The sequence below is a fragment of the Mesorhizobium sp. C268A genome, assembly GCF_040324475.1.
GTDB lineage: Bacteria > Pseudomonadota > Alphaproteobacteria > Rhizobiales > Rhizobiaceae > Mesorhizobium.
Genome location: NZ_JAMYVX010000001.1, coordinates 1,733,876 through 1,755,375, shown reverse-complemented (window position 1 = coordinate 1,755,375; position 21,500 = coordinate 1,733,876). Strand labels below are relative to the sequence as shown.

The following is a 21,500-nucleotide window of genomic DNA, read 5'->3' as shown; positions in this document are numbered from 1 at the left end:
GAATACCGGGGAGGCTTGAAAAATGCACGAGATCCTGCAGCCGGAGGGCTGGGCGAAACCGGTCGGCTACGCCAACGGCATTGCCGCGCGCGGCAGGCTCGTCTTCGTCGGCGGACAGGTCGGCTGGAACGGGCAGTGCCAGTTCGAGACCGACGATTTCGCCGGCCAGGTGCGGCAGACGCTGCAGAACATCGTCGCCGTGCTGGCGGAGGCCGGCGCGGAGCCACGGCACATCACCGCGATGACCTGGTATTTCACCGACAAGGCCGAATATCTCGGCAATCTCAAGGGTATAGGCGAGGCCTATCGCGAGGTGATCGGCCGGCATTTTCCGGCCATGGCCGCCATGCAGGTGGTGGCGCTGGTGGAAGATCGCGCCAAGATCGAAATTCAGGCAACCGCCGTCATTCCGGATTAACGAATTCGTTATTCCCGGATTGATCAGCCGCGCAGCCCCGCCTGCCTGAGCAGCGGCAGCACATGGTCGCAGAAATAGGGCAGTTCCCTGGTGTAGTTGACGAAGGATAGCGCGATGCCCTGGTAGCCATGCCCGGCTATTGCCGCCATCTCGGCGGCAATCGTTTCCGGCGTTCCAACCAGCGGGTAGGTGCCGGCGCCGCCGGCGAAACGCTGCCGGTAGCGGTCATAGGCATGCGGGTCATGCGACTGCGAGAACTCCTTCTTGCCTGCCATATGAGCATCGACCGCATCGTGGTCGACCAGATCGACGGCATAGCGCGTGTAGTAGGCCTGCGCCTCTTCCATGGTTGGACGGCAGACGACATGCGCCACCGTGTAGACGCCGACGTTGCGGCCAACCTTGTCGGCCCGCTCGCTGATGTCGGCGACATGCTTGCCGGCATCGCTCATTTCCGAAAAGGTCGTGAACAGATAATCGCATCGGGCGGCGGCGAAATCCCGGCCCGGGCCACCGAAAGCAGCGTTCATGGTCACCGGGCGTGGAACCTGCAGGCTCGCCGGCCGGCTCACCGCCTCCTTGAGGCGATAGTAGGTGCCTTCATAGTCCAGAGGCTGGTCCGAGGCGTAGAGCTTTTCCAGGATTTCGATCCATTCGGCGGCCTGGTCGTAGCCCTTCTCGACCAAAGGCGTGCCGAACATGCCGAATTCCTTCGGGTTCCAGCCGCAGACGATGTTCAAGCCGGCGCGGCCCTGGCTGATATGGTCGACAGTTGCCAGCGCCTTGGCGGCATAGAGCGGATGCACCAGCGGCACATGCACGGTCATGAACAGGCCGATCTGCTCGGTGGCCACCGCCAGAGCTGCTGCCCAGGTGAAGGTCTCGAACGACCATTCGCGCACCTTGTTGCGGCCGCCAAAGCCACGCCAGCGCGCGATCGGAAGCATAAATTCCAGCCCGGCGCGGTCGGCGATCTGCGCCGCCGTCAGATTGTCCTGCCAGCTTGCCGTCCAGCGTTCCGGCACATCGGTGATGGCCAGACCGCCATCGGCATTGGTCGAAAAGACGCCGAGCTTCAGTTTGTTCGAGCCGTGCAGGGGATGCGTTTTGATCATCATGGGAACTCGTGGCGGGAGACCGACACGCTAGGCCCGCGCAAAAATATTTCAAGCCTGAAATAGCTTCGCCTCGCCGCCGATTGCGGATATGAATTTGGAGGGGAAAAGGGGATGGATATGAGCGCGTTCCGTCAGAAGTGCATCGGCAAGACCAATCTCGTCGGCTCCTTCGCCGCTATTCCCCATCCCGTCGCCGTCGAAGTGATGGCGCTCGCCGGCCTCGACTTCCTCTGCATCGACTGGGAACATGCTCAGATCGCGCGGGACACGATCGAAACCATGGTGCGGGCGGCCGACGTGCATCGCGTGCCGGCCATGGTGCGTGTTCCCGGTCATGCGCCGGAAGCTATCCAGGCGGCGCTCGACAGCGGCGCACAAGGCGTGCTCGTGCCGCGCGTCTCGACCGCTGCTCAGGCCGAGGCGGCGGTGAAAGCCTCGCGCTATCCGCCGCTGGGCGAGCGGGGCGTCGGGCCTGGCCGGGCGGCCGGCTATGGCTATCGCATCCCCGAATATCTAGCCGCGGCCAACGACAGGATCGTCGTCGCGGTCCAGGTCGAGACATCGGAGGGGCTGGCCAACATCGAGGCGATCGCGGCCATAGACGGCATCGATGTGGTCTTCGTCGGCCCCGGCGATCTCTCCGTGTCGATCGATGCGATCGGGCCGAAAGGCGTGGACAAGCTCAATGAGGCAATCACAAGGATCATCCGCGCGACCGTCGCGCACGGCAGGACATCGGGCTTATATTGCGCCAGCCCACAGACGATCAGCCAGTGGGCCGCTATCGGCGCGAGCTTCTTCGTGCTGGCCAGCGACACCATGTTTCTTGGCGCCGGCGCTGCGGCCAACTGCACCGCTGCGCGCGCCGAACTGGGGTGAGACGGGGCGGGATCAGGCAAAAACTTTTTAAGCTTAAAACTTTTTCCTTGAAAAGCGCCGCACATTGGATAGCATCCAAACTCGATGGCGACTGTCGTGCCGGTGGGGCTTGCCGGGCAGTCCGTCGCGGTGCTCCGGGTGGGAGGGGTTTCAGTCCTTGTCGTTCATACTGCCCCAGTCATCGTCCAGCGCGCGTTATGCTTTCGACGGCGTACGTGCCCAGATCCGTGACCTGCACACCGAAAACATTGCCAACCTTGCCGTGCGCGCCCGAGAACTGGGCGACGTGATCGCGCTCTGGTACGGCGAAGGCGACATGGTGACGCCCGCTTTCATCCGCGACGCGGCGAAGGCCGCCTTCGATGAAGGCCAGACGTTCTACGTCCCTAACATGCGTGGGCACCCCCTACTGAACGAGGCGCTGTCGGAATACCAAACGCGCATTCACGGCCGGACGATCCCGATTGCGCGCACCACGGTCACGCCCGGCGGCATGCAGGCGCTGTACCTGGCGCTGGAACTGCTGGTCGATACCGGCAGCAACGTCGTCTATGTCGCGCCGCAATGGCCCAACATCCACAACGCCATCCATCTGATCGGCGGCGAGCCAAGGCCGTTTTCGCTCGACTTCAAGGGCGACTGGCATCTCGATCTCGACCGGCTGTTCGCCACTTGCGATGCGCGCACACGCGCGATCTTCCTGTCGACGCCGTCCAACCCGACCGGCTGGACCGCGTCGCGCGAGGAGATGCAGGCGCTGCTCGACTTCAGCCGGCGCACCGGCATCTGGATCATCTCCGACGAGGTCTATGGCCGGCTCTATTTCGACGGCAATGTTGCTCCTTCCATCCTGCAGATCGCCGAGGATGGCGACCGGGTGCTGTCGGTCAACAGTTTTTCGAAGGCGTGGGCGATGACCGGCTGGCGCATCGGCTGGCTGACGCATCCGTCGGGGGTGGCCGACCAGCTTGGCGCCATGACGCAGTACATCAACAGCGGCACCGCCGCGCCTATCCAGGCAGGCGCTGTCGCCGCCATCCGCCAAGGCGAGCCGCTGGTCGAGGAGATCAGGCAGCGGATCAAAACCGGCCTCGACCTTGCCTATGACAGGCTGGCCCAGATTCCCGGCATCATCCTGCCGACGAAACCGCGCGGAGGCATGTATGCCTTCTTTGCCATGGACGGCGAAAGCGACGCCCGGCAGGCCTGCGCCAGGATACTGGAGACGGCGCGCGTCGGGCTGGCTCCCGGCCACCTCTTTGGAAATTCGGCAGCGGCCTTCCTGCGGATGTGCGTGTGCCGTGAACGCGACCAGATGGCGACCGCGCTCGAGCGCATGGTCGCCGCCATGAATTGACGCCCCGCTGGGAGGTGGGACGGCAACAAACCGTGCGGGAGCAAACCCGCCCGATCACAACCAGAGGGAACACAAAATGAGCTTCACTCGTCGCAACCTGCTTCTTCTCGCCGCCACGATCGGCATCGCTGCCGGCCCGGCCACCGCCTTTGCCGCCGATGTGCTCAATGTCGGCGCCTACCCGACCAATCCGCCCTTCGAATACAAGAACGAGAGCGGCACTTTCGAGGGCTTTGAAGTCGACATCGTCAACGAAGCGGCCAAGCGTGCCGGCATGACCACCGACATTGCCGACCTCGGCTTCCAGGCGCTGTTCGCGGCTGTCAGTTCCAACCGCATCGATGTCGCGATCTCCTCGATCACCATCACGCCGGAGCGACTGAAAACGCTGTCCTTCACCCAGCCCTATTATGACTCCGACATGGGCATTGCGACGAAGACCGATAGCGCTGTTAACACCGAGGCCGACCTCAAGGGCAAGATCGTCGGCGTGCTTTCAGGCTCGACCGGCGAGACCTGGGTCAAGGCGCATCAGGAGGCTGACGGCTACAGCGACGTGAAGGGCTATGACACGCAGCAGAATCTTCTGCTCGACCTCAGCGCGGGCCGCGTGGACGCCGCCGTCAGCGATATTCCGGGCATGGAATACTCCTTCACCAAGATGAAGGACCTGAAGGTCAAGCAGCGCATCAAGACCGGCGAACAGTACGGCCTGATGATGAGCAAGGACCATCCGCTGCTCGGCAAGCTGAACGACGCGCTGACCGCGATGAAGAAGGACGGAACGCTGGCCGCGATCCACAAGAAGTGGTTCGGCAGCGACGCGCCAGCCGATTCCTCGACGGTCAAGGAAAGGCCGCTGCCCAAGGCCTGACCGGCAATGCACTTAAATCGTGCCGGCTCCCAGGCCGGCACGATTCATTTCACGCTCCGGCGCCTGCTGCCACACGGATAGCCTCATCGGAGGCAAGGTCGATTGGTTTTAACTTGAGCATCCTTTGCTCTGGGGTTCGGGAACGCTCCCATGTCGCTGATCGACACCTTCTTCAATCCTGACGTGATCATGTCCAGCCTGCCGGCGCTGTTGCGTGGCTTCCTGAACACGCTGCTGCTCGGCATTTTGAGTATCGGCATCGGCATTCCCATCGGCCTGGGGATCAGCCTGTTGCGGCTCTATGCGCCGAAGCCGCTGCGCTGGCTGGCGGTCGGCTACACCGACATCTTCCGGGCCCTGCCGGTGCTGGTGGTGCTGATCCTGATCTACTATGCGCTGCCCTTCCTCGGCATCCGTCTGTCGTCCTGGGCCTCCGCCGTGACGGCGTTCGCCATCATCATGTCGGCCTATTCAGCAGAAGTGTTCCGCTCCGGCATTGAGAGCATTCCGAAAGGCCAATTCGAGGCAGCACAGGCGCTCGGCCTGCCTTTCCTTTTGACCTTGCGCAAGGTGGTGCTGCCGCAGGCGATCCGCGTGGTCATCCCGCCGATGACCAGCAATTGCGTTTCGATGTTCAAGGACACGTCGCTCGCTTCCACCGTTGCGCTGCCTGAACTGTTGAAGGAAGCGACCAACGCGCAATCGCTCTATGCCAATCCCTCGCCGCTGATCGGCGCCGCTTTGGTCTATCTCATCTTCCTCTGGCCCATGGTCCGCCTCGTCAGCCTGCTCGAAGACCGCTTCAAGACCGAGAAGACGCGCTGACCTCATCAACCGTCCCGCTTCCCAAGCCATTCGCAGGAGATACAGTTGAGCAATTCCCAAGCCGCCGGCGGCTTTCCGGTCGACACCATCCGCGCCATGTTTCCGGCCTTGCAGCGCGCCGGTGATTTCATCTTCATGGACAACGCCGCCGGCGCGCAGATCCCGCAGAGCGTGCTCGATGCGGTGACCAACCACCTGGTCTCGCACAATGTGCAGCGCGGCGGACGTTACGGCCGCAGCGTCGCGGTCGACCAATCGGTCGCCAATGCGCGCGAGAGCGTGGCCTTGCTGATCAACGCCTACAGTCCGTCGGAAATCTGCTTCGGCATGAACGCCACCTCATTCATCCGCTTGGTCAGCCTCGGCATCGGCCAGATGCTGGCCAAGGACACAGAGCGCGACGAGATCGTCATCACCGATATGGACCACGACGCCAACATCGCGACGTGGCTGGCGCTGGAATCCGCCGGAGCCAAGTTCAAGTGGTGGCGCATGCGCGAGGACGGCAACCTGCATGTCGACGACCTCAAGCCGCTGGTTTCTGAGCGCACCCGTCTCGTCGCCTGCACGGTGACGGCGCACTCGATCGGTTCGATCGTTGATGTCGCTTCCGTGGCCGCGATCGCGCATGCGGCCGGCGCCGAAGTGTTCCTTGACTGCGTGCATTACGGACCGCACGGGCTGATCGACGTGCAGGCCTGGGACTGCGATTATCTCGTCTGCTCCGGCTACAAGAATTTCTCGCCGCATATGGGCTTTCTGTGGGGCCGCTTCGAAACGCTGAAGCGGCTGCCGACCTTCCGCGAGGATTTCATCCCCGACGAGCCGCCTTACAAGGTCGAGGCCGGCACCTTCATCTACGAGAACGTCTCAGGCATGGATGCCGCGGTGCAGTACCTGGAACTGATCGGCCGCAATCTGGCGCCCTCCAACAACCGCTCGCGGCGCGACAACATCGTTGCCGGCATGGGCGCCATCCGCGACTATGAAATGCTCCTGGCGCGCGAGATGCTCGCCGTGCTCAAGGGATGCAATGCCACGATCTACGGCGTCGCCGAGGAAGCCCGCATCAACGAACGCGTGCCGACATTCTGCTTCAACATCGGCAAGCTGTCGCCGCAGCGGATCGTCGAGGAAATGGCTGACATGCAGATCGGCATCCGCGACGGCCATATGTATGCGCCCCGGCTGATGAAGCGTCTCAACCTGTCGATGGACAGCGGCGCCATCCGCGCCTCGCTGGTCCATTACAACACGGTCGACGAGGTCAGGCGTTTCGGCGAGGCACTGCGCGCCGTCATCGCAAGGCTGTCGTAGCTGGTCCTTAAACCTCTCCGGCGCGGAACATCGGCCCGCCCTTGTGGGCCGGGAAGCCATAGCCGTTGATCATCACCAGATCGATGTCGGAGGCACGCGCCGCGATGCCTTCGGCGAGTAATGCCTTGCCCTCTTCGGCCATTGCCGCCAGTAAGCGCGTGACGATCTCATCGGACGAAAAGCGGCGCGGCACGATGCCGTTGGCCGCTCGCACGGCCTCGATCAGCGCCGTTACTTGCGGGTCGCTCCTGCGTTCGCCGTCCGAATAATCGTACCAGCCGCGCCCGGTCTTGCGGCCGAAGCGGCCGGCCTCGCACAGCCGGTCGGCGATTTCGACATAACGTGCTTGCGGATCGCGCATCGCCGCCTGTCGCTTGCGCCGCGCCCAGGCTATCTCCAGCCCAGCCATATCGTTGACCGCGAAGATCCCCATCGGGAAGCCCCAGGCCTCCAGCGCGGCATCCACCTCATCGGGTGCTGCGCCATCCTCCACCATGAACTCCGCCTCGCGGCGGTAGGCGGAATAGATGCGGTTGCCGATGAAACCCTCGGTAACGCCGCACACGACAGGCAGCTTGCCGAGCTTTCTGACGAAGGCGATAGCCGAGGCGAGCACGTCGGGCGCCGTCGCCGCGCAATCCACCACTTCGGTGAGCCGCATGACGTTGGCCGGCGAGAAAAAATGCAGGCCGACGATCCGCTCGGGCCTGGCGGTTGCCGAGGCGATCTCGTTGGGGTTGAGGTAGCTGGTGTTGGTCGCAAGGATGGCGTCCGGGCGGACGATGCGATCAAGCGTCCGGAAGAGGTCGGTTTTTACCGCGAGATCGTCGAACACCGCCTCGATGACCAGATCGGCCTGCGCCAGCCTGTCGGCTTCGCTGGCCGCTTCAAACCGGCTCAGCGCCTCCCTGCGCGCATGATCGGTGAGACGGCCGGATTGGACTGACTTGTCGAGAAGGCCGGCGATACGCGCGTATCCTTTTGCCGCGGCGTCGTCCGTCTGCTCGACGCCGATTACGCCATAGCCGGCATTCAAGGCCGAGACCGCGATGCCTGCACCCATCAGGCCGGTTCCGACGATACCGACGGTCTCGACCTTGCGAGGCGTGACACCCTCCAGCCTGTCGACTTTGCTGGCTTGCCTCTCGGCAAAGAAGACGTGGCGCAACGCTGCCGCTTCGCGAGAATCCCGGAGGCGCAGGAAGGTCGCGCGTTCGTCCGCAAGACCGTCCTCAAGTTTGGCCGTGGACGCAGCCCGGACCAGTCTCACGGCTTCTGCAGGCGCGATCTGTCCACGGCTGCGGGAAAGCACCTTCTTTGCGGCTGCCGCGTCGGCCTCAGGTTGCGAGCGCGGGACGGAAAGCGCGCCCGTGGGCCGCAGCGGTTGGCCGACGAGATGGCGGGCGACGTCGAGCGCGCCTTCGGGAAGATCGTCGGCAATGGTATCGATCAGACCGAGAGCGAGCGCTTCGTCGGCATTTGCGGGCCGACCCGTGCCGATCAGGTCAATTGCGGCGACCGTGCCGATGAGGCGGGGCAGGCGTTGGGTTCCGCCGGCCCCAGGCACTAACCCGAGCTTGACCTCGGGCAGGCTGAAGCTGGCCGCCTTGCTGGCCACCCGGTAGTGGCAGGCCAGCGCAATCTCGCAGCCGCCGCCGAGCGCCGCGCCGCCTGCTGCCGCCACGATCGGTTTGGCGAAGCTCTCGATCGCTTCGATCACGTCAGGCAGTGTGGGCGAGACAGCGGGCTTGCCGAATTCCTTGATATCGGCGCCACCGATGAAGGTGCGCCCAATGGCGGTCAGCACCACGGCAGACACTTCATCCGACGCCGCACGCCCAAGCGCAGCCATCAGTCCGGCCCTGACATGGAAGGACAGCGCGTTGACCGGCGGATTTTCGATCGTGACGACGAGAACGCCATCGACGATCTTGCCTGTGACACTCTCGGAAAATCGTGCTGTGTTCATGGAGTTTTATCCCGGAACGACGGCAAATCTTCCTCCTCCTTCGCTCTCCGCCAAATGCCGGTGTCCCGGCTCGGACGGATGAAGCGCCATGGATCTTCAAAATAATTTCAAGCTTAAAATAATTAGAATTCGAAAAACTTCAAGCCTACCGGAGTCGACTGCAAAAGGCGTCGCTACCACGACGGTGATCGGTCAGACTTGACGGTTGCACTGCGGTGCCGGGTCAAGGCGAGTTTGTGGAAACCTTCGGCAGCAGGGCTTTGAAATAGTCGATCGTCTGTTGCAGCCCGGCTTCCAAAGTCACCGTCGGCTCCCAGCCGACAAGCCTTTTGGCAAGGGTGATATCGGGCTGGCGGTGCCGCGGATCGTCTTGCGGAAGATCGCCGTAAATTATATCCGAACCTGATCCGGTCATCTGCGTCGTCAGTTCGGCCAAGCGCCTGATCTTTACTTCCCTTGGATTGCCGATGTTTACTGGACCGGTCACCTCCGGCCCCGTATCCATGAGGCGCAGCATGCCGCTCACCAGGTCGTCGACGTAGCAAAACGACCTTGTCTGTGAGCCGTCGCCGAAAATGGTTATCGGTTCACCACGAAGCGCCTGCACGATGAAATTTGAGACAACCCTGCCGTCTGCCGGGTGCATGCGCGGCCCGAACGTATTGAAAATCCGCGCGACCTTGACCCACAAGCCATGTTGTCGGTGATAGTCGAAGAACAGCGTTTCGGCGCAGCGTTTGCCTTCATCGTAGCATGAGCGCGGCCCGATCGGGTTTACATTGCCCCAGTAACTCTCGGGCTGCGGATGCACAGACGCGTCACCATAGACCTCACTGGTGGAGGCCTGAAAGACTTTGCATTTCAGCCGCTTTGCCAGTCCAAGAACATTGATGGCGCCGTGCACGGCGGTCTTGATCGTCTGAACCGGGTCGTACTGGTAGTGAACAGGCGAGGCCGGACACGCCAGGTTGTAAATCTCATCGACTTCGACGTAGAGCGGAAAGGTCACGTCATGGCGCATGAATTCGAAGCGGGGATGCTTGGCCAAATGGTCGATATTGCGCTTTGATCCGGTGAAAAGGTTGTCGACACACAAGATTTCGTCGCCTCGTTCCAACAGGCGGTCAATAAGATGCGAGCCGATAAACCCTGCGCCCCCGGTAACGAGAATGCGTCTGCGGCTGTCATAGAGTCTTGCCAATTTCTGCTCCCAGGCAAATGCTGATCGACCAGATATCGGTCGCCACACGCAGGATACGACGTGTCCGCAGCCAATGCACAAGGACCAAACTGAAATTTCGCAGATCCGCTCGGTGCCGATGCGAATTCCGATCCGGGCATTTGGTTTGATCAGAAGGCACGATTGAGGCCGATAGTGGCCTATGGATTGGCAGCAGAGAATATCAGCCCTGTCGTCAGGGCCGCCGCTGCGTAGATGGCCGGCAGAACCTGACGGTTCACCCCAATCCGCAGCAGAGAGTGGCTCGAAACCCGATCCTGCTGGATTTTATCCACAACTTCGATGACATCGGCGGATGGCAACATGAAAAAAACGGTGACGCCTATTTGCGTGAGACATTCCTCTTCGCGATAGAGCATCGTTGAATTGGCCAACAGCCTGCCATACAAGCACGTCGGCTCAACAGGTGGCTCGAGGAACCCCACGGATGTCCGAACGCATTGCAGTTATCGGCCTGGGTTATGTCGGCCTGCCGGTAGCCATTGCCTTTGGGAAGGTTTTCCCCGGCACCATAGCTTTTGACATCAGCGAGCGTCGGATCGGGGAATTGCATGGCGGCGTCGATCGTACGGGGGAAGTTGACGCAACGGCGCTCAAGGAGACCTCGATAGGGCTGACCACCGACCGGGAGATGTTGAAAGGCGCTACTTTCTTCATCGTCGCCGTGCCAACCCCTATCGACGCAAATCGCGCTCCCGATCTAGCTTCTTTGAAACTGGCGTCCGAACTCGTCGGCGAGGCGGTGAGCAAAGGCGCCGTCGTCGTTTTTGAGTCGACAGTCTATCCAGGTGTGACCGAAGATTTCTGTGGGCCGATCATCGAGCAGGTTTCCGGCCTGCGACATCCCCGCGACTTTGCCCTCGGCTATTCGCCCGAACGCGCCAACCCCGGCGATCGAGAACACTCGCTGCAAAAGATCGTCAAAGTCGTCTCCGGCGAGAATAACGAGACGCTGGAGCGCGTCGCGAACGTTTATGGCCGTATCATCGATGCCGGCGTCTACCGCGCCCCGTCGATCAAGGTGGCCGAGGCAGCGAAGGTTATCGAGAACACCCAGCGCGATCTGAACATCGCGCTGATGAACGAACTGGCAATGATCTTCGAGCGGCTCGATATCCGGACGCAGGATGTTCTTGATGCTGCGTCGACGAAATGGAACTTCCTTCCCTTCAAACCGGGGTTCGTCGGCGGCCACTGCATCAGCGTCGATCCATATTATTTGACCGCCAAGGCCGAGGCAGAAGGTTACCATCCGCAGATCATCCTCGCCGGACGTCGCATCAATGACGGCATGGGGGCCTTCGTCGCCCAGCAGGTTGTCAAACGGCTGATTGGTTCTGACACGCCCGTCAAAGGGGCTTCTGTCGGCATTCTCGGGCTGACATTCAAGGAGGACGTGCCGGATTTGCGCAACAGCCGCGTTTTCGACATGGTCAAGGAACTAAGGCAGTTCGGAATTGTCCCCAAAGTCCATGATCCCCTTGCCGATGTCGAAACCGCTCGGCGTGATCACGGCGAAACAATCCTGCCGCTCGATGAGATAAACGATTTGCAGGCGCTTGTTCTGGCGGTGCCTCACAGGCAATATCTCACCAACGAAAGAGCGCGTCTTTTTCAAATGATCAGGCCGGGGGGGACACTGTTCGATGTCAAGTCGGCCATCAAGCCCAATGAAGTTCCCGACAACATAAAATACTGGAGCTTGTAAAGCTCGCCTGAAATTAACGCTAGGATATGCAGTGACATCAAGCAGGCCGATACTGATCACCGGCGCAGCCGGGTTCATAGGGTTTCATCTTTGTCTGAGGCTGCTTGCCGAAGGACGCCAGGTTATCGGCCTCGACTCCATGAACGAGTATTATGACGTCAGCCTGAAGCAGGCTCGTCTCGAGCGGCTGAAAGCGTTTTCAAATTTTTGTTTCGAGCATGCCGATCTCACGGAGCGGGACCGTATTTCGGAGCTCTTCCTCTCGGCCGCGCCGGAGGTTGTCGTCAATCTCGCGGCGCAAGCCGGCGTACGCTATTCGATCAGCAATCCGCACGCCTATGTGGAAAGCAACCTCAGCGGCTTTGTCAACATCCTGGAAGGATGCCGGCAGGCCTCCGTCGGCCATCTGGTCTATGCATCGTCGAGTTCGATTTATGGCGGCAGCACCCGCATGCCGTTTTCCGTGCACGATCCGGCGGACCATCCGCTCAGCCTTTACGCCGCAAGCAAGAAGGCGAACGAGCTGATGGCGCACACATACAGCCATCTGTTTCGACTGCCGACCACCGGGCTGCGTTTTTTCACCGTCTATGGTCCGTGGGGGCGGCCGGACATGGCGCTGTTCATCTTCGCCAAGGCTATCCTCGCCGGCGAGCCGATCGAGGTCTTCAACTATGGCAACATGCAGCGGGATTTCACCTATATCGACGACATTGTCGAAGGTATTATCCGCGTCATGCAGCAACCCGCGACACCCAATCCTGAGTGGAAAAGTGTCGCGCCAGACCCAGCGACCAGCAACGCCCCGTTCAAGATTCACAACATCGGCGGCAATTCGCCCGTTCAACTGAACCGATTGATCGAGGTGCTCGAAGACGCGCTGGGACGCAAGGCAAACCGCAACCTCAGGCCACTTCAGCCAGGCGACGTTCCGGCAACTTTCGCCAATGTCAGCTCGCTCGAGGAGGCGACCGGCTTCAAGCCCAAAATCCCGATCGAAATAGGGGTTCCGCGCTTTGTCGAATGGTACCGGGAGTTCTACCGATCATGATCGGACGCTTCGCCACCTGGAGGCGGCTGGCTCCTGACCAGCCATCGCTGGCGCATGCCGCTCGGAAAACTCAATAAGCCGCAGCCGAACTGGGTGTCGCCTGAAGGCGGTGAATATCTTTCCGGGGCGGCGCACCGAACAGGCGACGATATTCTCGGCTGAACTGCGAAGGGCTGTCATAGCCCACCGCGAACCCGGCCGTGCCTGCGTTTGCGCCGCCGGCAAGCATAATCCTTCGCGCCTCCTGCAGGCGCAGCTGCTTCTGGTATTCGAGCGGGGTCATGCGCGTAATCGCCTTGAAATGGGCATGAAGGGACGACGCGCTCATGCCTGATGCCGCCGCAATGTCTTCGATGCGCAGTTGTGCCTGGAAATGATTGCGGATCGTGGCGATGGCGCGGCTGACCTGGCTCAGGTGGCTGTCCACCGACGCCATCTGGCGAAGCGTGTCACCGTGCGGTCCGGTGAGGAGCCGGTAAAGGATTTCGCGTTCGATCAGCGGCGCCAGCACGGTGATGCTCTCGGGGCGATCGAGCAGCCTGACAAGCCGACAGGCGGCATCAATCAGGTCGGGGTCACTTGGATAGGCAGCTAACACCGGCAGATCCCTGCTGGGGGATGCACGTCCTTCTTTCACAAGCAGCTCGGCCAGCGCGGTGGAATCAAAATCTATCTTGCAACAGAGGTAGGGCGCCGCCGGGCTCGCCTCCAACACATGCCCGACCAGCGGCAGGTCGACCGAGACGAGCAGGTAGCTCGATGCGTCATAGACCACGCTCTGGTCGGCCAGCGAGACGCGCTTCGATCCTTGGGCGATTATGCAAAGCGACGCCTCGTAGACCGCAGGCACGGGTGCACTGGGCTGGTTGGCGCGAATGAGCGACAGCCGCGGCACCGCAGTGCCGGCCATGCCAGATTTCGGCGCAAAGCGGGTGATTAGCTCGGCGAGTTCATTGATTTTCTCCATGCCGCATAAATCTTCATGGCGCGAAATGTTGCAAGGCATTTCGAGTTCATTTGGAGGATCGTGCAAACTCTTTGGACGATCACGCTACCGCCCTTTACCGGTTCGCCGCCATCTATCTCCCCGCCACCGCAGCGAAAAAGGAAACGATCATGAAGGGACTTAAAGACAAGGTTGTACTCATCACCGGCGCCTCCAGCGGCATCGGCGAAGCGACGGTTCGGGAACTTGCCGGTGCCGGCGCCAGACTGTTCATCGGAGCCCGCCGCACCGAGCGGCTCAAGGCGCTGGCCGCAGAAATAGGCAAAGGCGTGGCGTGGCGCGAACTCGACGTGACTGACGCGGCGAATTTCGACGCCTTTGCCGATGCCGCTCATGCCGAATTCGGGCAGATCGATGTGCTGGTCAACAATGCCGGCGTCATGCCGCTGTCGCCGCTTGCCGCGCTGAAGCGCGATGAGTGGTCTCGCATGATCAATGTCAACATCGGCGGCGTGCTGAACGGGATCGCCGCGGTGCTGCCGCGCTTCGTCGCCCAGAAGAATGGGCATATCGTCAATGTCGCCTCGGTCGGTGCGCATATCGTGCTGCCCACCGCGGCGGTCTATTGCGGCACGAAATATGCCGTCTGGGCAATCACCGAGGGGCTGCGGCAGGAGCATGACGACATCCGCGCCACGATCATCTCCCCCGGAGTGACCGCAACCGAACTGGGCGACGATATCAGCGATCCTCAGGTCGCCACGGCTCTGAAAGAATGGCGGCAGAAGTCGCTCACACCGGACGCCATTGCACGGGCGATCCGTTTTGCGCTTGATCAACCCGATGGCGTCGACGTCAACGAAGTGATCGTGCGGCCAACCGCTGCCAATATGTAGAACTTGCTGCCGGATGCCGGCTTTCGGCGAGCTAGGGCGCTCTCCGAGATCCGGCAAACGGCCCACCCCTTAATGCACCCGCCCTCAGCCTCTGGCGCAACTCCCGCGGGCCACATCGTACCGGCTCTCGAACGCGCGCGAAAAATGCGCACTCGAATTGAACCCGCAAGCAAAGGCGATTTCCGAGATCGTGGGCGACACTCGGGCGGGCGACAACAATTCTTCCTTGCTGCGCTCCAGCCGCCTGTCCCAGACGAAGCGTTCCGGTCTCGCGGCAAGGCCGGTGCGCCGCTGGGAACTTACCCCGCTAATCATCTCCCCTGCGACGGTAGAGATGTCAGGCTTCGCCGGCCAGGCGCGCTGAAATCAGCCGCGCCGCCTTGATCACCGCTTCGCCCTGGCTGGCCGCCACGCTGTCATCGGCGCGTGACACAGGCGAGGCCACCGCCAGAGTGCCTAAAGGACGGCCATCGGAGCCGAGGATTGCCGCGGCTATGCTGTGGACGCCTTCTTCATAGCCTTGGGAGCTCGAGGAATAGCCGCGCTTGGCGGCAAGCCGGATCGCCTTCATCAGCCTGTCGGGCTGCGTCACCGTGTGTGGCGTGAAGGTCGGCAACGGCTTGTCGACATAGGCCTCGGCCGCTTCCTGAGGCGAAGCGGCGAGAAAGGCGATGCCGGAGGCGGTGCCGTGCAAGGGCAGCACCTGGCCGACATCGACATTGACCCGGTTGGCCTTTGCCGAGAGTTCGACGTGGACGGTCAGCAGTGCGCCGGCGCTGAATTCCGACAGATGCACCGTTTCGCCTGTTTCCAGCGCCAGCTCGCGAACCACAGGTGCTGCCACGCGCACGAAGGGAAAATGCGCGTCGCGAAAGCGGGCCAGCCGCGACAGGCCGGCGCCGAGCCGGTAGCGGCGGCTTGCCGGCTCTTGTTCGATCAGGCGGTGGTCGGCCAGCGCCATCAGCAGGCGCCGCGCCGTCGCCTTGTCGAGGCCGGTTTTGCGGGCGAGCTCGGACAGGCCGATCTCCGGTTCGCCGAGCGTGAACTGTTCCAACAGCGATATCGCTTTGCCGACTGTGCTCATCGTGCATCCTCAAGATACTTCGCATGGGAGGGAAGCCAATCCACCTTGCAGTCCGCTCATAGCACATAAAATGGTGGTTCAAATAACGAACCGTTTGGAAGCGACAAAAAACACCAGCAAGTTTCGCGGCGACATCAATCTCGATGCGCCGCGCCGTGCGAGGGGTGATGCTGCGCGGCAACACCTATCAACAGGTGGATCAACTCGGCGGCGCTGCGCCTGGCCGGCGTGTCGACCCAAACGCCTGATCCTGGCCGGCGCGGAAGCTTCAACTCTGCCCCAGCTGCGCGCGGCGCCAGGCGGCGGGCGCCTGGCCAACCCGCTCCCGGAAGAAGCGTGAGAAATAGGCCGGATCGTCGAAGCCGATTTCGTAGGCGATGTCCTCGACGGTGCGCACGGTGAACAGCAGCAAGCGCTTGGCCTCCAGCAACCGTCGCTCGCCCATGAGCCGCTTGACGCCGCTGCCAAGCACCCTATGGGCGGCCTTGTCGAGAAGATGCGGTGTCGTGGCCAGCGCCTCGACGTAGCGGTCGACGGGCCAGTTGTCGCGGAAATGCGCATCGACCAGACGGCGCAAGCCGCGCGCCAATGCAGCATCGGAAGAGCCAGTCGCATCCATTACCTCGGGACCAAGACGCGCGACGTGGGAGAGCGCGACGGCAATCAGCGCCGGCAGGGTCTTGTCACTCCCGGCCTGCGCCTCGGCATATTCCGTGGCGATCATCTCCAGCACCGCCGCAAGCCTTTTCCACGCGACGTGCTGAGGAAGGCTATCGGCAAAAACCGGCCGATCCAATGGCAGCAGGCTGTGAGCGGCTATTGCCGCAAGCGCATCATCGGCGACCGAAACGACGATGGCGTCGGTGCCGGGCCCGATCGAGAAGCCATGCACGATGGTGCTCGGCACGAAGCTGACGGCCGGCGCCGAAAAGTGCCAGGATTGATCCTCGATGCGATAAGTGCCGGAGCCGCTTGTCCAGTAGGTGATCTGGCCCATTTGCGGATGCTTGTGCGCGGCAACCTGGCCGAGATGAATGTTGCTGCGCGCAAGCACCGTCTCGACATGCAGGAAGCCGACTTCGAGCGGCCGCACCGGCTCGCCATAGACAAAGAAATCAGGAATGGAATTGAGGCTCATGGCGCCGGAAAAAGTCCAATCGGTTTTGCCGTTACGTCCTAACCGATCCTTGCCAGGAGAGCTAGAGTTGATGCCATAAGTGGAGGAACATCATGCGATCGGGAGACTTTCGTACCGACAATGGGCGCCCGTTCACCGGGGCCGAGTATCTGGAGAGCTTGCGCGACGGCCGCGAGGTCTACATCAACGGCGAGCGCATTGCCGATGTCACCACCCATCCGGCGATGCGCAATTCGGCGCGGTCGCTGGCGCGCCTCTATGATGCGCTGCACGATCCCAAGCGGCAGGGCACGCTGACCTCGCCTACCGATACCGGTTCGGGCGGCTACACCCACAAATATTTCCGCGTCGCCAAATCCTCCGGCGAACTCGCGGCCCAGCAGACCGCGATCGCCGAGTGGTCACGCATGTCCTATGGCTGGATGGGCCGCACGCCCGATTACAAGGCGGCACTGATGAACACGCTCGGCGCCAATGCCGACTGGTACGGCCCGTTCAAGGACAATGCGCTCGCCTGGCACAAGCGTGCGCAGGAAGCCGTGCTGTTCATGAACCACGCCATCGTCAACCCGCCGATCGACCGCCACAAGCCGGCCGAACAGGTGAAGGATGTCTTCGTCCACATCACCAAGGAGACCGACGCCGGCATCTATGTCTCCGGCGCCAAGGTGGTGGCGACGTCCTCGGCGCTGACCCACTACAATTTCCTGGCGCAGAGCTCGGCGACGGTCACCGAAGATCCGTCGCTGTCGGTCATGTTCATCGTGCCGATGAATGCGCCGGGGGTAAAGATGTTCTGCCGCGTCTCCTATGAGCAGACGGCCAACACGGCGGCGGCTCCGTTCGACTATCCGTTGTCGTCGCGCTTCGACGAGAACGATGCCATCCTGGTGCTCGACAATGTCTTCATCCCCTGGGAGGACGTGCTGGTGCTGCGCGACGCGCAGAAAATCCTGTCCTTCCATCCGGCTTCGGGCTTCATGCATGGCTATTGCTTCCAGGGCTGCACACGCTTTGCCGTCAAGCTCGACTTCCTCGCCGGCCTGCTGGCCAAGGCGCTGCGCGCCACCGGCGGAGATGCCTTCCGAGGCAACCAGGCGGCGCTGGGCGAGGTCATCGCGCTCAGGCACATGTTCTGGAGCTTTTCCAACGCCATGGCTTATAATCCGATCCCCTGGGCGAATGGCGCTGTCCTGCCCAACCTGGAAGCAGCCCTTGCCTACCGGACTTTCATGTCGGAAGCCTACCCGCGCGTCATCGACACGGTGCGCCGGGTGATCGCCTCCGGCTTGATCTACCTGCCGTCATCGGTGCGCGACTTCAACAATCCCGAGATCGACAAATACCTCGCGCAATATGTGCGCGGTTCCAACGACATGGGCCATGTCGAGCGCATCAAGATCATGAAACTGTTGTGGGACGCGACCGGCACCGAGTTCGGCGGCCGCCACGCGCTCTACGAACTCAACTATGCCGGTGCGCCGGAAGAGGTGCGGCTGCAGGTGCTGAAGGGCGCCGAACGCGGCGGCCGGCTGAAGGCCATGGAAGAACTGGTCGACACCTGCATGGCCGACTATGACGAGAACGGCTGGACGGGAGATACCTGGCTCAATCCGCTCGCTTCTACGGCCGGGTGATGTCAGATGGCCACGCAGATTTCGAAGGCCGATTTCCGCGACGCCATGGCAAGGGTCTGCGCGCCGGTCAACATCGTCACGACAGATGGTCCGGCCGGGCGCGGCGGCTTCACCGCCACCGCCATGTGCAGTGTGTCGGACGAACCGCCGACACTGCTGGTGTGCATGAACGGCCGCTCGACGCAGGCCGCAATGTTCCTCGCCAACCGGCGCTTCTGCGTCAACGTGCTGACGCATGACCATATGCACCTGGCCGGCAAGTTCGCCGGCGCGACCAGGGACATGGAGGCACGCTATTCGGCGGCGCGCTGGCAAACGCTGGCCTCAGGCACGCCGGCGCTGTCCGATGCGATCGTCAATTTCGATTGCGAGATCGAGGATGTGCACATAGTCGGCACGCATAATGTCATGATCGGCCGGGTTATCGACGTCAGGCACGGCAGCGGCGGCTCGGCGCTGCTTTATGTCGACCGCAATTACACGCAGCCGACGCGGCTTGGCAGTTTTGGCGGCTGAGCGGGAGCAGTCAGTTCTCGCCGGCGATCAGGCTCTCCAGCAGATCGAGCAATTGCTCGAGCCTCTCATGTCCGAAGCGCTGTTCGATGTCGCGGTAGATGACGAGGCGTTCCGGCGACAAGGCATCGATAAGGGCGGAGCCCGCCGGGGCGATCGTCAGCACGACACGGCGGCCATCGCCTTCCGCCCTGTTGCGGGTGATGAATTTTCGGCCCTCGAGCGTCTTGATGATGCGTGTCAGGCTGGGCGGCAGCACCGAAGCGCGATCGGCAAGTTCCGTCGCCTCGACAGGGCCGGCCTCGCTCAGAACGCGCAGCACACGCCATTGCTGTTCGGTCACGTCATGCGCCGCCAGCATAGGGCGAAACCGCGCCATCACCACTTCGCGGGCATGGAGCAGCGCCATCGGCAGAGAACGACGGGTGTTTTCAGGCAGCAAGAAGCAGCGTCCCCAATGATGCGGGCGGTCGGCGGGACCGCACGCCAAAACCTGACCTTTCCATCCCGTATCGTCGCCTCAACTTGGATGCAAGGCTTGACTTCAGTGATGCTGCATGTAATTAACGCGTTAACTACAGCAGCGCAACAATCCGGGAGGCGAGACGCGGTGCCTCACTTTTCCATCGAGTATTCGGCCAACCTCGATGCCAAGGTCGACATGAGCGAATTGTGCGCGCTGGTGTTGCGCACCGTGCTCGGCACCGGGCTGTTTGAAACCGGCGCGGTGCGGGTGCGGGCCTTCCGTGCGGAAGCCTATGCCATCGCCGACAGCCTGCCGGAAAACGCTTTCCTCGACATGTCGTTTCGCATTGGAACCGGGCGCAGCGCCGAGGACAAGAAACGAACCGGGGAGGCGGTCTTCGCCGCGGTGAGCGAATACCTTGGCCCCCTGTTCGATACCCCGCATTTCGCTCTTTCCCTGGAGATCAGGGAGATCGACCCGGTACTGAGCTGGAAGAAAAACGCAATCCATCCGCGACTGCGCGGCAAGTGACGGAAGCTGATATGTCCGACCTCGAAGGCAATCTGAAAAAGGCCGAGGCCTATCTGGCCCGTTTCAAGCGCGACGGCGTGCTGAACCAGATCGGCGGCGAAGCGGTGCCGGCGGTGGATGGCTCGACCTTCGAGAGCATGTCGCCGGTCGATCTCAAGCCGCTGGCCAAGGTCGCGCGTGGCAGTGCCGCCGATATCGACCGCGCCGCCAAGGCGGCAAAGGCGGCGTTCCCGGCCTGGGCCGCCATGCCGGGCGACGGGCGCAAGAAGCTGCTGCACAAGATAGCCGATGCGATCGAAGCGCGCGCCGAGGAGATCGCCTTCGTCGAGTGCATGGACACCGGCCAGGCGCTGAAATTCATGGCCAAGGCCGCGCTGCGCGGCGCCGAGAATTTCCGCTTCTTCGCCGACCGCGCGCCGGAAGCGCGCGACGGCGAGACGCTGCGCACGACAGGCCAGGTCAACATCACCACGCGCGTGCCGATCGGCCCGGTCGGCATCATCACGCCGTGGAACACGCCGTTCATGCTGTCGACATGGAAGATCGCGCCGGCGCTGGCGGCAGGCTGCACCGTCGTCCACAAGCCGGCCGAATTTTCGCCGCTGACCGCTCGCCTGCTGGTCGAGATCGCCGAGGAGGCCGGCCTGCCGAAAGGCGTGTGGAACCTGGTCAACGGCCTCGGCGAGCACGCCGGCAAGGCGCTGACCGAGCACCCTGACATCAAGGCGATCGGTTTTGTCGGTGAGAGCCGCACCGGCTCGATGATCATGAAACAAGGCGCCGATACGCTGAAGCGCGTGCATTTCGAACTGGGCGGGAAGAACCCGGTGATCGTCTTCGCCGACGCCGATCTCGAACGTGCGGCGGATGCGGCCGTGTTCATGATCTACTCGCTCAACGGCGAACGCTGCACCTCATCGTCGCGGCTTCTGGTCGAAGCCTCGGTCTACGACACATTCACGGATCTGGTTGCGGAGAAGGCAAAGCGCATCAAGGTTGGCCATCCGCTCGATCCCAAAACGGTGGTTGGTCCGCTGATCCATCCGGTGCACGAGGAAAAGGTGCTTTCCTATATCGAGATCGGCAAATCGGAAGGCGCGGTGGTAGCCGCCGGCGGCGGCAAGTTCGCCGGTCCGGGCGGTGGCTGCTATGTCAGCCCGACGCTGTTTACCGGCGCCACCAACAGGATGCGCATTGCCCAGGAAGAGATTTTCGGGCCGGTGCTGACCGCCATTTCCTTCAAGGACGAGGCCGAAGCGCTGGCGCTGGCCAACGACACCCAATACGGCCTGACCGGCTATCTCTGGACGTCGGATGTTACCCGCGCCTTCCGCTTCACCGATGCGCTGGACGCCGGCATGATCTGGGTCAATTCGGAGAATGTGCGGCATTTGCCGACGCCGTTCGGCGGCGTCAAGAATTCCGGCATCGGCCGCGACGGCGGCGACCATTCCTTCGATTTCTACATGGAGACGAAGAACATCGCCTTCGCCACTTCAGCGCACACGATCCAGAAACTCGGCGGCTGACCGG

General features: G+C 62.2%; 22 protein-coding genes. 13 read left to right on the top strand and 9 right to left on the bottom strand.

What is annotated here, in order from left to right:
- Positions 1-22: 22 nt before the first annotated feature.
- The gene (locus tag NKL06_RS08675) at positions 23-418 is read left to right on the top strand and encodes a RidA family protein (RefSeq protein WP_023667806.1); all 396 of its coding nucleotides are present in this window, start codon (positions 23-25) and stop codon (positions 416-418) included.
- Between the two features lie 23 nt (positions 419-441).
- On the opposite strand, the gene NKL06_RS08670 is transcribed toward NKL06_RS08675, so the two are convergent.
- Positions 442-1,533: an LLM class flavin-dependent oxidoreductase gene (locus tag NKL06_RS08670; protein ID WP_352581186.1), complete on the bottom strand. Its 1,092-nt coding sequence runs from the start codon at positions 1,531-1,533 to the stop codon at positions 442-444.
- A gap of 120 nt (positions 1,534-1,653) precedes the next feature.
- Between NKL06_RS08670 and NKL06_RS08665 the strand changes: the two genes are divergently transcribed.
- From NKL06_RS08665 to NKL06_RS08645, 5 genes are all read left to right on the top strand, one after another.
- Positions 1,654-2,415 (top strand): HpcH/HpaI aldolase family protein, encoded by a 762-nt coding sequence (locus NKL06_RS08665; RefSeq protein WP_023692286.1) that lies wholly within the window; start codon positions 1,654-1,656, stop codon positions 2,413-2,415.
- Positions 2,416-2,572: 157 nt separating this feature from the next.
- Positions 2,573-3,772: a pyridoxal phosphate-dependent aminotransferase gene (locus tag NKL06_RS08660; protein ID WP_023692285.1), complete on the top strand. Its 1,200-nt coding sequence runs from the start codon at positions 2,573-2,575 to the stop codon at positions 3,770-3,772.
- A 76-nt stretch (positions 3,773-3,848) separates the two neighbouring features.
- Positions 3,849-4,646, top strand: coding sequence for an ABC transporter substrate-binding protein (locus NKL06_RS08655; protein WP_023692284.1), 798 nt, complete (start codon positions 3,849-3,851; stop codon positions 4,644-4,646).
- A 150-nt stretch (positions 4,647-4,796) separates the two neighbouring features.
- Positions 4,797-5,471 (top strand): amino acid ABC transporter permease, encoded by a 675-nt coding sequence (locus NKL06_RS08650; protein ID WP_023667812.1) that lies wholly within the window; start codon positions 4,797-4,799, stop codon positions 5,469-5,471.
- A gap of 45 nt (positions 5,472-5,516) precedes the next feature.
- The gene (locus NKL06_RS08645) at positions 5,517-6,788 is read left to right on the top strand and encodes a cysteine desulfurase-like protein (RefSeq protein ID WP_023692283.1); all 1,272 of its coding nucleotides are present in this window, start codon (positions 5,517-5,519) and stop codon (positions 6,786-6,788) included.
- Positions 6,789-6,795: 7 nt separating this feature from the next.
- On the opposite strand, the gene NKL06_RS08640 is transcribed toward NKL06_RS08645, so the two are convergent.
- The 3 genes from NKL06_RS08640 to NKL06_RS08630 form a co-directional block, all read right to left on the bottom strand.
- Positions 6,796-8,757 (bottom strand): 3-hydroxyacyl-CoA dehydrogenase NAD-binding domain-containing protein, encoded by a 1,962-nt coding sequence (locus NKL06_RS08640; protein WP_023667814.1) that lies wholly within the window; start codon positions 8,755-8,757, stop codon positions 6,796-6,798.
- 223 nt (positions 8,758-8,980) lie between these two features.
- Positions 8,981-9,958, bottom strand: coding sequence for a UDP-glucuronic acid decarboxylase family protein (locus tag NKL06_RS08635; protein WP_023692282.1), 978 nt, complete (start codon positions 9,956-9,958; stop codon positions 8,981-8,983).
- 179 nt (positions 9,959-10,137) lie between these two features.
- A complete protein-coding gene (locus NKL06_RS08630; protein WP_023692281.1) occupies positions 10,138-10,356 on the bottom strand; it encodes a hypothetical protein in 219 nt (72 codons plus the stop codon).
- Positions 10,357-10,424: 68 nt separating this feature from the next.
- Here NKL06_RS08630 and NKL06_RS08625 point away from each other — a divergent pair, with 68 nt between their 5' ends.
- Both NKL06_RS08625 and NKL06_RS08620 read left to right on the top strand, forming a co-directional pair.
- A complete protein-coding gene (locus NKL06_RS08625) occupies positions 10,425-11,705 on the top strand; it encodes a nucleotide sugar dehydrogenase (protein ID WP_023692280.1) in 1,281 nt (426 codons plus the stop codon).
- 31 nt (positions 11,706-11,736) lie between these two features.
- Positions 11,737-12,756, top strand: coding sequence for an NAD-dependent epimerase (locus NKL06_RS08620; protein WP_032998896.1), 1,020 nt, complete (start codon positions 11,737-11,739; stop codon positions 12,754-12,756).
- 70 nt (positions 12,757-12,826) lie between these two features.
- Here NKL06_RS08620 and NKL06_RS08615 read toward each other — a convergent pair whose 3' ends face one another.
- Positions 12,827-13,723: an AraC family transcriptional regulator gene (locus NKL06_RS08615; RefSeq protein ID WP_023692278.1), complete on the bottom strand. Its 897-nt coding sequence runs from the start codon at positions 13,721-13,723 to the stop codon at positions 12,827-12,829.
- 149 nt (positions 13,724-13,872) lie between these two features.
- On the opposite strand from NKL06_RS08615, the gene NKL06_RS08610 reads away from it, so the two are divergent.
- On the top strand, positions 13,873-14,598 hold the full coding sequence (locus NKL06_RS08610) for an SDR family oxidoreductase (RefSeq protein WP_023692277.1): 726 nt from the start codon (positions 13,873-13,875) through the stop codon (positions 14,596-14,598).
- Between the two features lie 84 nt (positions 14,599-14,682).
- Here the strand turns inward: NKL06_RS08610 and NKL06_RS08605 are convergent, their stop codons facing one another.
- From NKL06_RS08605 to NKL06_RS08595, 3 genes are all read right to left on the bottom strand, one after another.
- On the bottom strand, positions 14,683-14,913 hold the full coding sequence (locus NKL06_RS08605; protein ID WP_023692276.1) for a helix-turn-helix domain-containing protein: 231 nt from the start codon (positions 14,911-14,913) through the stop codon (positions 14,683-14,685).
- Positions 14,914-14,935: 22 nt separating this feature from the next.
- The gene (locus NKL06_RS08600; protein ID WP_023692275.1) at positions 14,936-15,682 is read right to left on the bottom strand and encodes an IclR family transcriptional regulator; all 747 of its coding nucleotides are present in this window, start codon (positions 15,680-15,682) and stop codon (positions 14,936-14,938) included.
- 268 nt (positions 15,683-15,950) lie between these two features.
- Positions 15,951-16,820, bottom strand: coding sequence for a helix-turn-helix domain-containing protein (locus NKL06_RS08595; protein WP_023692273.1), 870 nt, complete (start codon positions 16,818-16,820; stop codon positions 15,951-15,953).
- A 92-nt stretch (positions 16,821-16,912) separates the two neighbouring features.
- Here NKL06_RS08595 and NKL06_RS08590 point away from each other — a divergent pair, with 92 nt between their 5' ends.
- Entirely contained in the window at positions 16,913-18,457 is a 1,545-nt protein-coding gene (locus NKL06_RS08590; RefSeq protein WP_023692272.1) for a 4-hydroxyphenylacetate 3-hydroxylase N-terminal domain-containing protein, read from the top strand.
- Positions 18,458-18,463: 6 nt separating this feature from the next.
- A complete protein-coding gene (locus NKL06_RS08585; protein ID WP_023692271.1) occupies positions 18,464-18,973 on the top strand; it encodes a flavin reductase in 510 nt (169 codons plus the stop codon).
- Between the two features lie 10 nt (positions 18,974-18,983).
- Here NKL06_RS08585 and hpaR read toward each other — a convergent pair whose 3' ends face one another.
- Positions 18,984-19,379 carry a homoprotocatechuate degradation operon regulator HpaR gene (hpaR, locus tag NKL06_RS08580; RefSeq protein ID WP_023714916.1) on the bottom strand — a complete coding sequence of 132 codons (396 nt, stop codon included), beginning with the start codon at positions 19,377-19,379 and terminating at the stop codon, positions 18,984-18,986.
- A gap of 201 nt (positions 19,380-19,580) precedes the next feature.
- On the opposite strand from hpaR, the gene NKL06_RS08575 reads away from it, so the two are divergent.
- A complete protein-coding gene (locus NKL06_RS08575) occupies positions 19,581-19,967 on the top strand; it encodes a 5-carboxymethyl-2-hydroxymuconate Delta-isomerase (RefSeq protein WP_023667827.1) in 387 nt (128 codons plus the stop codon).
- 11 nt (positions 19,968-19,978) lie between these two features.
- Positions 19,979-21,496: a 5-carboxymethyl-2-hydroxymuconate semialdehyde dehydrogenase gene (gene hpaE, locus NKL06_RS08570; protein WP_023692269.1), complete on the top strand. Its 1,518-nt coding sequence runs from the start codon at positions 19,979-19,981 to the stop codon at positions 21,494-21,496.
- Positions 21,497-21,500: the final 4 nt, after the last annotated feature.